General features: G+C 41.5%; 11 protein-coding genes and 1 tRNA gene. 7 read left to right on the forward strand and 5 right to left on the reverse strand.

Features of this window, described 5'->3' with window-relative positions; genetic code table 11:
• Positions 1 to 115 precede the first annotated feature (115 nt).
• The 4 genes from U9O96_01210 to U9O96_01225 all read left to right on the forward strand — a co-directional run bounded on the left by U9O96_01210 (position 116) and on the right by U9O96_01225 (position 2,486).
• Complete coding sequence (locus tag U9O96_01210; protein MEA2053728.1) at positions 116 to 382, forward strand: NYN domain-containing protein; 267 nt, start codon at positions 116 to 118, stop codon at positions 380 to 382.
• A gap of 481 nt (positions 383 to 863) precedes the next feature.
• Positions 864 to 1,709 (forward strand): GTP cyclohydrolase MptA, encoded by an 846-nt coding sequence (mptA, locus tag U9O96_01215; GenBank protein MEA2053729.1) that lies wholly within the window; start codon positions 864 to 866, stop codon positions 1,707 to 1,709.
• Positions 1,710 to 1,718: 9 nt separating this feature from the next.
• Positions 1,719 to 2,351, forward strand: coding sequence for an RNA 2'-phosphotransferase (locus tag U9O96_01220; protein MEA2053730.1), 633 nt, complete (start codon positions 1,719 to 1,721; stop codon positions 2,349 to 2,351).
• Between the two features lie 61 nt (positions 2,352 to 2,412).
• Positions 2,413 to 2,486: transfer RNA gene (locus tag U9O96_01225), tRNA-Lys, on the forward strand.
• Between the two features lie 16 nt (positions 2,487 to 2,502).
• Here U9O96_01225 and U9O96_01230 read toward each other — a convergent pair.
• Positions 2,503 to 4,182, reverse strand: coding sequence for a radical SAM protein (locus U9O96_01230; protein ID MEA2053731.1), 1,680 nt, complete (start codon positions 4,180 to 4,182; stop codon positions 2,503 to 2,505).
• Between the two features lie 109 nt (positions 4,183 to 4,291).
• On the opposite strand from U9O96_01230, the gene U9O96_01235 reads away from it, so the two are divergent.
• Complete coding sequence (locus U9O96_01235; GenBank protein ID MEA2053732.1) at positions 4,292 to 5,965, forward strand: hypothetical protein; 1,674 nt, start codon at positions 4,292 to 4,294, stop codon at positions 5,963 to 5,965.
• Here the strand turns inward: U9O96_01235 and purB are convergent.
• From purB to U9O96_01250, 3 genes are all read right to left on the reverse strand, one after another.
• Complete coding sequence (purB, locus tag U9O96_01240; protein MEA2053733.1) at positions 5,948 to 7,294, reverse strand: adenylosuccinate lyase; 1,347 nt, start codon at positions 7,292 to 7,294, stop codon at positions 5,948 to 5,950. The genes U9O96_01235 and purB overlap by 18 nt on opposite strands.
• Positions 7,295 to 7,314: 20 nt before the next feature.
• Positions 7,315 to 8,124 carry an endonuclease V gene (locus U9O96_01245; GenBank protein ID MEA2053734.1) on the reverse strand — a complete coding sequence of 270 codons (810 nt, stop codon included), beginning with the start codon at positions 8,122 to 8,124 and terminating at the stop codon, positions 7,315 to 7,317.
• A gap of 311 nt (positions 8,125 to 8,435) precedes the next feature.
• Positions 8,436 to 9,287, reverse strand: a complete 852-nt coding sequence (locus tag U9O96_01250; GenBank protein MEA2053735.1) for a sulfotransferase — start codon at positions 9,285 to 9,287, stop codon at positions 8,436 to 8,438.
• 218 nt (positions 9,288 to 9,505) lie between these two features.
• Here U9O96_01250 and U9O96_01255 point away from each other — a divergent pair, with 218 nt between their 5' ends.
• Both U9O96_01255 and U9O96_01260 read left to right on the forward strand, forming a co-directional pair.
• Positions 9,506 to 9,919, forward strand: coding sequence for an archease (locus U9O96_01255; GenBank protein ID MEA2053736.1), 414 nt, complete (start codon positions 9,506 to 9,508; stop codon positions 9,917 to 9,919).
• Positions 9,920 to 9,932: 13 nt separating this feature from the next.
• Complete coding sequence (locus tag U9O96_01260; GenBank protein ID MEA2053737.1) at positions 9,933 to 11,396, forward strand: RtcB family protein; 1,464 nt, start codon at positions 9,933 to 9,935, stop codon at positions 11,394 to 11,396.
• A 186-nt stretch (positions 11,397 to 11,582) separates the two neighbouring features.
• On the opposite strand, the gene U9O96_01265 is transcribed toward U9O96_01260, so the two are convergent.
• Positions 11,583 to 12,998 carry a C25 family cysteine peptidase gene (locus tag U9O96_01265; GenBank protein ID MEA2053738.1) on the reverse strand — a complete coding sequence of 472 codons (1,416 nt, stop codon included), beginning with the start codon at positions 12,996 to 12,998 and terminating at the stop codon, positions 11,583 to 11,585.
• Positions 12,999 to 13,188: the final 190 nt, after the last annotated feature.

Consider the following 13,188-nt stretch of genomic DNA (forward strand, 5'->3'; position numbering starts at 1 on the left):
TAATTACAACCATGTTCTGGTTGGGCTTGGGACTATGTATCCAACTGGAACGTAGTAAAAAGTATTGTGGAGTGATTCATCTCTGGGCTGAAGCCCAGAGGATTCTCACTCCATTTTGACTAAAAAGGAAAAAAGGTATATAGAAAAGGGAGTTGATATTGCGCTAGCGACAGATATGCTCTCACTCGGTTTTACCAAATCTTATGATGTTGGAGTGTTGGTAGCTGGAGATCTTGATTACATAAAAACGATCGAAGCACTTAAAAAACAGGGAATAATAATTGAAATTGCTTGCTTTAAATCAGCGGCATCTGGAGAACTAATAAGATGTGCTGACAGATATATTGAATTGGACAAAATTGCTACAGAAATAAAAAAATAACATTTTAACGGGCAGCCGATAAGCCCAGTTTTGTTGGCCCATCGCGCAGAGGTTTTTCCCGCTGCCCGTAGAGGTATTTTCAAAATAATATATCAAAAGGAATATTTAAAACTGTCGGTCTTATGTTTTGTCATACTTCTCACTTGTTATATCCTAACTTCCGTATTTTTAAGCACATAAATTTAGTTTTTCCAAAATCCCCTTCTGTTTCTTTGTAATTTCTGTAAGAATCGTATGTGCTTATATTGTAAACACATATCATTACATGTGGATTGCTATCGCCAGCATGAAAAAATGAAGAAGTTCTAAGGAGAAAAACAGGCATTTAGGAGAATCAGGCAGCAATTATCGATCATAACATGTGCTTAAAATGTGGGAAGTCAGGTTATATACACAAATAAAAGGAAAGAGGAATGAATTTTCTTACGCTGCCTTCATCGTGCGGGCATAAAATTAATATGCCCTGGCACATTGTCGTAGCATGGGTTTGCCTGACGTGCAATCGTGGAGACCTCGATCAAGTTTTAAGCTGACGAGAGTAGGCATAAAAGGAATTAAAAAGCAGGTGTATATAAGACGCCCCCACAGGACGGTTCAGCTGACGGTTGACATGAACGTATTCGTTGATCTGCCGGCGTCCAAAAAAGGCAGCGATTTATCAAGAAATTCAGAGGTTATGGAGAATACAGTGGAACAATCTGTGAGGGAGCCTTCGTCCAGCCTCGAGGCATTATGCGGTGAAATAGCCAAAAGGCTGCTGCAAAAGCATGAATATGCCACACGCTCCGAAGTACATGCACATGCAGATTATTTTCTGGATAAGTTCACCCCTGGAAAAAGAAAAACGATGGAACCCTACAAAATAATGTCGGAAGTTGTTGCCACCAAAGATGGAAACATGCGAAAATTTATTGGTGTTGAGGTGATGGGGATGACCGCCTGCCCCTGTGCTATGGAAACAATAAGGAAGGCATATGGGAAAGATTTGAAAATGACACATAATCAAAGGTGTATATCAACGCTTATAATGGAAAGCAGAGGAAATGTGGATGCTGACGATCTCATAGATATAGCAGAGGCATCGATGAGCTCGCCCACATATGAAATCCTTAAAAGAGCCGACGAAAAGGAAGTTGTTGTTCATGCCCATGAAAATCCAAAATTTGTTGAGGATGTTGTGAGAGATATCCTTACAAACGTTCTGGAAAAATATCACAATTTGCCCGACGATATTGAAATTGTAGCAAGAAGCGAAAGCTTGGAATCGATTCACAAACATAATGCATTTGCTGAAAGAAAAACAACGTTAGGAGAGTTAAAAAAGTAGAGGAATAAAATGTTGGCTGAATGTACTGAGCATGGTTGTTATAGGGGCGAAAAATGCCCCATGTGCGGGGAAAAAGGAAAGTTTTTTATGAATGACCGAGAAATAAAAAAACTGAGCGGCACAATGGCTGGAATACTGAGACACTTCCCGGAACAATTTGGTTTGGAAATGGATGAGCATGGATGGGTTGAAATAGAAGATATGGTGAACGCTATAAAAAACACGAGAATGAACTTTCACTGGCTGAGAAAAAAGCATATACTGGCAATGGTGGAAACGGATGAAAAGGGAAGATACCAGGTAAGACATGAAAAGGTAAGGGCAACCTATGCCCATACAGTGGAGATAGATCTGTCAGACCTGCCCTTTGCCGAAGCAGACGAACTTTTTTATCCTGTCACAGAAGAAGAGGCAGAGATTGTGATGGAACAGGGGCTTTTTCCCACCGACAGAACCAAAGTTCATTTGAGCGAAAGCAAGGAGAAAGCAATAGAAGCGGGAAAAGTAAGAACGTCAAATCCGGTTATACTGAGAATAGACGCTGCCACCGCAAGGAAAGATGGAATGGAGATAAGAAAGGCGGGCAAGGATGTGTGCATATCAGATGAAATAGACGTAAAGTACATATCGAGGGTGGAGTAAAATTTGTGAAGGCCGCTATCACTAAATTTTTATATAAATTCATGAATTCGAATACCAACACGGGCTCGTGGCTCAGCTAGGTAGAGCAGCAGGCTCTTAACCTGTCGGTCAGGGGTTCAAATCCCCTCGAGCCCGCTGTCATTGATTTGAGCTATGAATCAATATTATAAACTTCTTTGTAGATCGGCGATTTTACTATTTCATCTATTTTTTTCCTGAAAGATACCACCCTCTCTTTTTGTTTTAATGATTTTGCCATCAGCATCTTTCCCTCCTTTCCCTCAATTTTATTCTCTTCCAGGAATTTATCTCTGTATATGGATGGGAAAACATTGTAGGTGCAGAACGGTATTATTTTTGGGCCGGCTGAATAGTGTATGTTGCATCTTTGCACACGGTTAACGTCGTAATTGTAATAGTCCTGAAAATGCATCATCCCCATAAATATGAAGTTGTGGTGGAATGTTCTAAGGCTTGAATAATCTCCTTTTTTTATGATACTGTCCGCCACCATGTCAGATACTTTTTCTCCGTTTGGCAGCTCATCCTGTGTTATGTAATCCAAAAGTTTATTTGCAAAAGCTTTTCTGAAACTTTTATATCTGACCGCATCCGGAATAATTTTGGCGCTCAACAAAACTTTTTTAAGAATACTACCATCTAATTTGGATATATCTCCTATAAATTTGTCCACGTCTATAAATTGAGTTATCGGAATCAGCTTATTTTTTTCTTTATCAACGTACACGTAGGTGGCTATGCCGCACTTCTCGTTATTATAAAAATGAATATGGGGCTCCTTGCCTATAACGTCGGCCAGCGACGCCACGGTTGGCACAGGATACCATGCTTCCATCCCAAAATTGAATTGCCCTTTCAGCTCCTTTACGATGTCTGACTGAACAACCCTGAGTTTATCCCTATCACCTTTCTTGATGTACCCGACGAGAGAAATTGGCTGAAAATTAATGCCTTTTATTCCTTTTTCCATGTTATGCATTGCAAATTTGATAATGCCCGGCATTTCTTTTAGATTAAGTTGGCTTGCCGTCGGAACAAGGACAACACTTTTTATCCCGCCTTCTATGTACGCCTGAAGAGCAAAAGGTATTTCATAATGATTTTTTGGGTTGCTCTCTGAATCTGGACTTATGCTGTCAAAAGATGTATAAATGGTTTTTAAGCCCGCTTTCCTCCATCTTGTAACTTTTTCTACAGCCTTTTGATGATTTTCGAAATAATCAATTCCTATTGAAATAGAGTTCGTATTTAGCTGTACATGGGGGGAACCCAGTTCTACCGATGCCCTTATTATTTCATCCAGATCATCTCTTAAAGATGGCTCTCCTCCCGTAATCTGAATCGGAGGTGTATATCCATTATATTCTCTTGCCACCTTAATTCCATTTATTATATCTTCCATGTCTGGCTCATATGCGAAGCCTGCTTTCTCTTCATAAAAAAAGCAATACCAACATCTTAAATCACACCTATTTGTCACAACAACATTTAAGAGGGCAGTAGTGTCTTTGTGTTGGTCGCAGAGCCCACAACTCACAAGGTCATTTCCATGCTTTATGTTTGTATTTATCTTCGCCACTTTCCTATCAGTTGGCTTAAATTTCATTATTTTATTCCAGTATTCCTTTGTTCCTATTCTTTCAATTGTCCCGCTTTGCTTCAAAAGATAAACGATGCCGTCCTTCTCGACGTAGGCGGCGGTTAATGTTTCAGGCATGCCCCCTTTTTCTAGGGAAAATTCATCAACACTTTTTGTCATTTCCAATATATTAAAACCATTATCCCCTGCATACTCTTCTATCGAGTCCATGATGCTCTGCTAACCACCCTGGATATTTAAAATTTTTCTTATCGCCAGGTCAACCACGCAAAAACAAAAACTTACTTATACTTACCATATATTTTGAAGATGAAAATAAATGAAGAGGATTTGTATTTTGGTGGCCATACTTTTGATATTACCATCGATGTTCGGTAGCCCTCGCCAATCTGAAATTCCTGAAAAGGAAGATTTGGTAGATAATATGCCCACGCTGGAAAATGTTTCCTCGTTTATAAGTGCCATTCCCTCGATAATCCGGAGCGTTGATTTTAATGTCCAAAAAAATCTCACAATGGAATTGGTTGTCAGGACGGGAAATGTCGATATCCTGTATGAAAAAACACAGCCATGGCTCAAATATGCCGTCCTTGAATTTTATAGCGTAAATGGGATAAACATAAGTAACTTGGAAATCCAGAATTTTTTCAATGAAATAGATTTACTGCCTCCCGAACTGAGACAGGCCATAGCCTTCATTCTGTATTCATTAAACAATGCCACACTTTTGTGCCGTGATGCGACAAAAAATCTGACAGAGGAAGAAATAGATTTTTTGAGAACTGACAATGAAACACAATCCGACCTGCTGTCTATTATTAAAAACACCATAAAAGAAAAGATAGGCATATTCCCGAATCTTGATCTTTTTTACAGCGAGTCGGATAAACTTTCCTTTATACTGCAAAAGATTGATACCGAAAAAATGGTGGAAGGAAGTTTAACTCTCCTTGAATCAATAAGGTATGCTGTCCCGGCAATTGAAAAATACGGTGATATGTATGCAGACGGGATAGTTCTCAAAGACCCGTCAGGAATGATAATTGTGGGTGGAAACGGAACAAACGTGTATGATGGAAAATATTCTCTAATACTTGACCTCGGCGGAAATGATGTATACGATACCAAAAATATTGATGGTGAGGCGGCACTCGTGGTGGATGTTGCAGGAAACGATCGTTACCGGGGTAAGATAGCAAATTCATTTCTGGGGATAAGTATGCTGCTCGACCTCTCCGGCAACGATTTTTACACATCCGGGGACTGGTCCCAGTCATATGCATGCGCCGGCATCTCTTTCATGCTGGATTTTGACGGCGATGACATTTATGCTGGCGGTAATTATTCCCAGGGAAGTGCCAATGCGGGCGGGATCTCCATACTCGCCGACATGGATGGCAACGATACGTATAGTACCAAAGACTGCTCACAGGCATTTGCAAATGGAAATGGTTTCTCCTTACTGGTAGATGTATCCGGCAATGATATGTATAATGCCGTACATCATTCTCAGGGAAGCGCCACATCCGGGGGCATGGCCATCCTACTTGATTTTCTGGGAGATGATAAATATGTCTCGAAAAAAAATTCTCAGGGCGCAGGCGAGGGATGGACAGATGGGTTGAAAAGATCGAGCATAGGCTCCCTCATAGATTTTTCCGGGAACGATATGTACAAAACAGATGAATTTTCCCAAGGGTTCGGACAAACTGTTGGAGTGGGGGTTATTGCTGACTTTCTCGGAAACGATAGATACATATCAAAAAACTCCTCGCAGGCATGCAGCAAATTTTTTGGCATAGCCCTTCTGGCAGATATGCACGGCAACAATACATATGAAAGCAAATATCTTTCAGGAGAGCATGAGTCTACCGGAGGCATATCATTGCTGATAGATGGAATCACTTCTACTTTCAACGAAAAATTGTGGGAACTGCTCCGCTATATCTCTCAAAACAACATTATTCCAATTTCTTCATTCATTGGGATATAACCTTTTCAATGTCATATCAACTATCCTCTTTGCCCCGCCAACATAATGTTCTATGTCAAGAACACGTTTTATCTCCTCCTCGCTCAGCAAACCTCTTATTTTTTCGTTTTCTAGAAGAACTTCTTTAAGGTGCTTTCCGGTCTTACTTGCTTCAATAGAACAAACTCTCAGAATTTCATGGGCAGCCTGCCTGCCCATCCCCTTTTCGACCAGCAAAATCATTACGGCTTCAGCCATTGGCAGGCCCCTGCTTCTTTCTATGTTCTCTTTCATTTTCTCAGGATAGACGTCCATCTTTGAAAAAACTTCTTTCATCTGCACCAGAATCCAGTCAGTGAGAATTATCGAGTGTGGAATTATGAACCTCTCCGATGATGAATTGCATAAATCTCTCTCATGCCATTGAATTGCATTTTCCCATGACGGCAGAAGGTTGACCCTCACAATCCTTGAAAGCCCGCATACCTGCTCGCATATTATTGGATTTCTCTTGTGCGGCATTGTGGACGAGCCTACCTGCTTTTTTGCAAAAGGCTCCGCCACTTCCCCGATTTCGCTCCTCTGCAGATTCCTTACCTCAGTTGCAAATTTTTCCGTAGAGGCAGCGATATTCGCAAGCATAGACATAAGAACAACATATCTGTCCCTGCCGACAATTTGTGTCGAAGGAATCTCTGCCTTGAGCCCCAGTTCGTTCATTACGGCATCCTGTATTTCAAAGAAATGGTTGCCCAATGCGGCTCCGCTGCCGACTGCCCCGGACATTTTGCCAACCGTTAGTTCTTCCTTGCATCTTCTTACCCTTTGTATATGTCTGTCCGTTTCAGAGGCAAAAACTGCCATTTTCATACCGAATGTTATAGGCAATGCATACTGCCCGTGAGTCCTGCCGAGCATGACCGTATCTCTGTACTTTTTTGCCAGTCCTGCCAAGGACTTTTTCAATTCTATGAGGTCATTTTCGATAATACTGACGGCTTCCGTAATCTGAAGAGCATTTGCCGAATCGACTATGTCATACGACGTTGCCCCTAGATGAACGTATTTGCCGGCATCACCACATGCTTCGGTTAAGGCCTTAGCCATAGCCATGACATCGTGGTATATCTCTCTCTCTATCTCCTTGACTCTCTCAATTTTAACATAATTCAGGTTTGCCTTCCTTGTTATCTCCTCGGCCGCTTTTTTTGGGATATTTCCAAATTTTGCGTGTCCCCTTGCAAGAGCTGCCTCTACTTTCAGTTGATATGAAAGACGGCTTTCCTCACTGAAAATTTTTTTAATCTCATTTCTGCCATATCTAAAATCAAGTGGGCATATTAGATTCATACAATTGTATCTCCCAGGGATTATAAATTGTTTTCATTTTTTGCCTTGTTCGCCAGTATATGGGCCTGCCTTATGGGTTCGGGAATGCGACATCTGCAAAATTTTTTCGTTATGGCCAAGGAACTTCCGAGGGATATTTTATGTCCGGGGGAGACATAGATGGGCTTTCCTGCCCCATAAATCGCTCCAATTTTTTCGCCATCCATGAAAACGTATTTTCCTTTTATCTTACCGCACAACAATTTCTTGGCAATGCCGATGGATGGAATGGAATGCAAAACGCCAAAATGGGAAGCCATTCCCATCTGCCGGGGATGGAGAATGCCGTTTCCATCTATCATGACAACAGATGGTTTTTCTTTATCGATAAGTTCATGCAAAACCGGCAACTCACGATATGAGAGATATGTGGGTATGTAAGGAAATGTTAATTTTTTGATTGTTACCTTTCTTTTTATTATGTTTCCATCCGTATCTATTTCCACACATGCCCCATATGCTTTATCGCCGGCACAGGCAACATCTATGCCAGCCACCGTTTCCACTTCCTTAAATCTGTCTTTTGTGATGACTTTATTCCTCAGAGATATCTGCTCTTCCCTCAATTTTTTTAAGGGATAGCACGTTTTAAATTCATTAAAAAAGTAGCTGGCATTGCTCTCGTTACCAGAAGATACGACATTATATTTCTTTCTCCATTCCTTCAAAACTTTTTTTACCGCAGAACATGCAATTTCATCGCCCAGTGCAATGGATATTGTCCTGTAAGTCGAAAATTTTCCTTCCGGAATTTGCTCCACCAGCAGTTTAATCTCTTTATACAAATCCACAACAATAAACATTATATCAGTTTATGTAACTATTGGAATGGAAGAAGATGCAATAGAAATAGTTACTCATACCCCCACATGTCTATGTTTTCGTGCCAGTGGGAATATATTTTATCTTTCACTTGCTTGCTGATTTTGTATTTGTTGGGCTTATAATTTTTTTGTGAGTCGATGTAATCCTTGAACCGTCCCTCGGATTCTTTAAAATTTGGCAGATTCAGTGAATTGTATATATCTTCCAACGTTTTCAGTGGCTGTTTTATGAAATTTTCATATCTTACTTCAGTATAATCCTCCTCTTTTATAAGATGCTATTCCCTGAAAAATTTTTCATACATTGCACTGTAAAAATAAAAAATATTTTCTTCAATTTCCCCCATATCATATTTTTGTAATGCAAATATAGGCATTATCCCATCATAAAGACGTTTTGTCGAATAAAAAACTTCATAGGGATTGCGATAGAGATGTATAAATTTTGCATCCGGATAAATGTCAATAAGCTGTTTTATCCTGCCCGTATTTGAAGGATTTTTGAGAAGTATCCTGTTTTTTCCCTCCCTATAAACAACTTTTTTCAGTAAATAGGAGTATGTCTGCTGCCATCTTTTTACAATTTTATCAGGCGATTTAAAAAGCACATATTTATCAAAGTACCCCCTCATTTTTCTCGGGAAATACCAGCCATGATAAGGGGAATAAGGGCTTAAGTTTGCCATTGCGTACTCCTCTTCGTATGGATAGTCCGCTGCCATTTTTACATCATCCATCGGCCTCGTTTCGGGAAGGCTGTCGGAAAGTAATTTTTTGAAGAATTTTTCCATAAAAATAAAGTTGCGGGGAGCCATCGTCTGAAAAGTCGATACATAGGACATATTCGTGTCGTGACTCATCAGATAATGGAGGTATGTCGTACCACCTCTGAAATGTCCGACTATGAAAACAGGTTCGGGTTCTACTTTATTTATAGCATCATCATGTTTCCTTTCGATTAATCTTGGTAGAGAAGTCAATGAAGTAAGCATTGTTATATAGACGGCCCTTGTCATATACTTCGGATTCACCCTGAAAGCATTTTCTGCAAGCATCATTAGCCAGTTGGAAAATGTGCTACCAGCCAGAGGTTGTTGCTTAAATGCCAGGAACTCGTTTTCGTTGCCCATAGAGTAAGTGAATCGACGAGTTGTTTTAATAATTTGTTGCATCGCTCGTCGCCAAATCTGCAATTTTGCATCAAGGATTTGAACAATCCATGGATTCCAACCAGGCCAGACCTTGACTGCGATGGAACCATAAGTTGGACGGGAGTAAATCCGGGTTCGACAGCCACCACCAATTTCAAAAACAAACTTTTTAATATAACCAAAGCTTAAAAACTGGAATGGCATCATTTAGCATATTCGAGCATACTGCCGACATAGGCATAGAAGCATATGGGGCAACGCTGGAAAAGGCGTTTGAAAACGCTGCAAAAGGGATGTTTTATATAATTACGGACGGGAGCAACATAGATGCCATTGAAAGGAGAGAAATAAAAATACCCGTTGACTTGGATGAGGAACAATTACTGGTGGACTGGCTGTCCAACCTCCTGTACATAAATGACGTAGAAGGGCTTGTATTCGGGGATTTCGAAGTAAAGATAGGTAATGAATTAGCTGGAGAGGCGTGGGGGGAAAAGTATGATAGGAATAAGCACGGATACGGGGTTGAAATAAAGGCAGTGACATATCATCTGCTGCAAATCAAAAGAAATAAGAAAGGTTTTTACATAAAAGTGCTATTTGATATATGAGGGAAAGAAAAATATGTGGAACGGACCTTTGAATAAAATAGGGGAATATAGATACGAGATACCGAAAACTTATAAGGGGGAAAGAGGGAATCTAAATATGCGGACATCCGGCATAATATATGCCAGCGATGAGATGATAGATGCAATAAAAAAGGATAATGCTTTAGAACAGGTAGCCAATGTTACCACTCTGCCAGGCATTGTGGGAAAATCAATGGCGATGCCCGAGATACACTGGGGGTACGGCTTTCCCATAGGCGGTGTTGCTGCCACCTCTGCAGATGACGGGACGGTGTCCCCCGGCGGCGTGGGTTTTGACATAAATTGCGGAGTCAGGCTTGTGAGAACAAATTTGAAAATTCATGACATGGACAAAGAAAAGGTGAGGGGTTTGGTGGACGAGATGTTCAAAAATGTGCCTTCCGGGGTGGGCAGTAAAGCAAAAGTCAGGCTCAATAAGAATCAACTGGACGATGTAATTGAGATGGGGGCAAGGTGGGCTGTGGAGAATGGATATGGATGGGAAAAGGATTTGGAAACTCTTGAGGAAAACGGCTGTCTGGAAACGGCTGATTTATCGCACATTTCCGAAAAGGCCAAGGATAGGGGTAAGTCCCAGGTCGGGTCGCTCGGGGCTGGCAATCATTTTTTGGAGATACAGAGAGTAGCAAATATATCCGATGATATGGCGGCAAAAACCTATGGTGTGGAAAAGGACCAGATAGTTGTGTTGATTCATACCGGGTCGAGAGGATTCGGCCACCAGATATGTACCGACCATTTGAAAGTGCTGGAGCAGGCCGTGAAGAAGTATGGCATAGGATTGCCGGATCGTCAGCTTGCCTGCGCTCCCGTGCACAGCGAGGAGGGACAGTCATATCTCAAGGCGATGGCTGGCGCTGCAAATTTTGCATGGTGCAACCGGCAGATGATAGTTCATTGGGTTCGTCAATCTTTTGAAAATGTTCTTGGAGAAAATGCGGAGGATATGGAAATGAACATTGTATATGACGTCTGTCATAACGTGGCAAAACTTGAAGAGCATGAGATTGATGGAAAAAAGATGGAAGTGTATGTTCACAGAAAAGGAGCTACAAGGGCATTTGGGCCAGGAAGGAAAGAAATACCTTTGCAGTACAGGGAAGTAGGGCAGCCCGTTCTTATTCCCGGGGATATGGGCACCGAGAGCTATCTTCTCAAAGGCACTAAGGAATCAGAGGAAACTTTCGGCTCCACATGCCACGGTGCAGGAAGAGTGCTTTCAAGAAGTGCTGCCAAGAGAAAATGGAGAGGAGAGGAGATAGGGGCAAAATTGGAAAGAAAGGGAATATATGCACATCCTGCGAGCTGGAGCGTGATGGCAGAGGAAAGCCCCGATGCCTATAAGGATGTGAGTCAAGTTGTAAATGTAACGCATGGAGCAGGTTTATCATTGAAAGTGGCGCGTATGATCCCTCTCGGAGTGGTTAAGGGTTAATATTGCTTACTTGACTTCGCCACACAGCTGCCTTTCGGTTTCTTCTCCCAACTGTTTGGAGAGTGTGAAAGAAATGGTAGCTAACCCATGGTGTATAGATTAATCAGATACCCAACATCTATCATAAGAGGCAATGACTGAAATACCTTCCATATCTCACAATAGAAAGCTATGAAAAGGGGAAAGCTAGGCATATCCCCCGATTTTCAGGCTCGGGTCGCCGAAAAGTATCCATTCCTGGGTAGTCTTCGCATCAAGTGCGGTATCATTAAATGCTCTTTCATTCCAATCTATCGGGAACTCGTTAAGATATGAGACAATGGCTTTTCCCCATGCCTCTCCAAGAATGCGGACATTATTTTCACCGTACTCGTTGAAGAAAAGGATGTCTATCCAGTCGCCCCCTCCTTTTTTGACCTCTCCCTGTTTATCTTCTTCCCCGTATCCCAAGCCTGTACATCCCAGCGTAGCGATAGAACCGCCTTTGATGCAGCGTGTTAGCCACCAGCTCCAGCACTCTGGAACAGGCAGGCCGAATGTCCAAGTAGAACGGAACAGACTTACATTAAACAAACTGTTGTGGCAGCCGCCGACAATGCATACTGGGAGTTTGTCTTTGTTTGAAAGTAACGGCATTTGAAATATCTGGAGGCCATATATCCATGTTTTTTCATCATATGGAGGATGTGTCGCCCAGGTTGTGGGGCTTCCGTGACCTGCGAAATAGAGAAAACCACATCCCTGGTTGATGGTTTTGACGACATCAGCCCAACCCTGTAAAGAACCATCAGATGTCCACAATTTTATCGGTTCAAATCCTGGCATCCTGTCCAATGCCTGCTGATTGGCCACCTCCCCCTCATAATAATCGTTAAAAGTGTATGTATCGCCGCCCACCACCACCATTTTTTTGAACCATGAGTCATTGCATTTCCCTTCTTCGTAATTTATGATTTTATCGACCATTATTTCAACCTCGAAGTTGTTTCTGCATGGAAGGCGCCCGATGTAAACATCGGGGTACAAATCCATTATGTCGTCCGCTGATTTATTGGCACGCCATTCCCCGAATATGCCGTTATTGTTGGTATCCCAGCTGGAGAAATTTCCATCCGCATCATATACATCTGCATAATACAAATCGCTGATGTATCTGTCCTCCTTTGTAGCCACATTGTCCTCTATATGGCTGTACCTCACCGGCATAAGCCATTCTTCTTGCATACCTGGCTTTCTCCCCCCCACAAGTAAAACATAACCTATACTCCATTCGTCAAGAGCATTTTTAATGAAATATTTTACCTTCTCTGCATCATCCCTGCCCTGAACGGTGAAATAATTGCCGTTATAGATTTCATCAAGTGAAACAATTATCGTTTTTACACCATAGCTTTCCTTATGCTCTACCAGCGGCTGCAGAGCATCGCTGAATTCCGCTGGCGTTACAATGAGCAAGTCATAAGCATCATCAACTAGCGGTGCTAATTGCTGGGAAGACATTTCATAGGTATGGGCAGCGTTATCCTTTACATCGCTTAATCCCGTCAAAGCAGAACTACACAAAAACAAAACCATACATACAATTGCCATTATTTTTTTCATTTTCTTGCCTCTCTACCATTAAATGGGTTAGTGGATTATAAAACTATTTATTCATAGATAGATGGAATGCTTTGAAAAAGTAGTCAAAAAATGAAAAAAGCCATAAGCAGACCGGAAAAATGATTTGAGAAATGATCTGCAGGATTCAACAAAATTTTGAATACGCCTTCCCACTTTTTTATTTACCTTC

The sequence above is a fragment of the Candidatus Thermoplasmatota archaeon genome, assembly GCA_034660695.1.
GTDB lineage: Archaea > Thermoplasmatota > E2 > UBA202 > DSCA01 > JAYEJS01.

Excerpts from the sequence above, each read along its gene's own strand:
- U9O96_01235 (MEA2053732.1), top strand. The coding sequence starts at position 4,292 with ATGAAGAGGATTTGTATTTTGGTGGCCATACTTTTGATATTACCATCG.
- U9O96_01260 (MEA2053737.1), top strand. The coding sequence starts at position 9,933 with ATGTGGAACGGACCTTTGAATAAAATAGGGGAATATAGATACGAGATA.
- purB (MEA2053733.1), bottom strand. The coding sequence starts at position 7,294 with ATGAATCTAATATGCCCACTTGATTTTAGATATGGCAGAAATGAGATT.
- U9O96_01265 (MEA2053738.1), bottom strand. The coding sequence starts at position 12,998 with ATGAAAAAAATAATGGCAATTGTATGTATGGTTTTGTTTTTGTGTAGT.
- U9O96_01220 (MEA2053730.1), top strand. The coding sequence starts at position 1,719 with ATGTTGGCTGAATGTACTGAGCATGGTTGTTATAGGGGCGAAAAATGC.
- U9O96_01230 (MEA2053731.1), bottom strand. The coding sequence starts at position 4,182 with ATGGACTCGATAGAAGAGTATGCAGGGGATAATGGTTTTAATATATTG.
- mptA (MEA2053729.1), top strand. The coding sequence starts at position 864 with ATGGGTTTGCCTGACGTGCAATCGTGGAGACCTCGATCAAGTTTTAAG.
- U9O96_01250 (MEA2053735.1), bottom strand. The coding sequence starts at position 9,287 with ATGGGCAACGAAAACGAGTTCCTGGCATTTAAGCAACAACCTCTGGCT.
- U9O96_01255 (MEA2053736.1), top strand. The coding sequence starts at position 9,506 with ATGGCATCATTTAGCATATTCGAGCATACTGCCGACATAGGCATAGAA.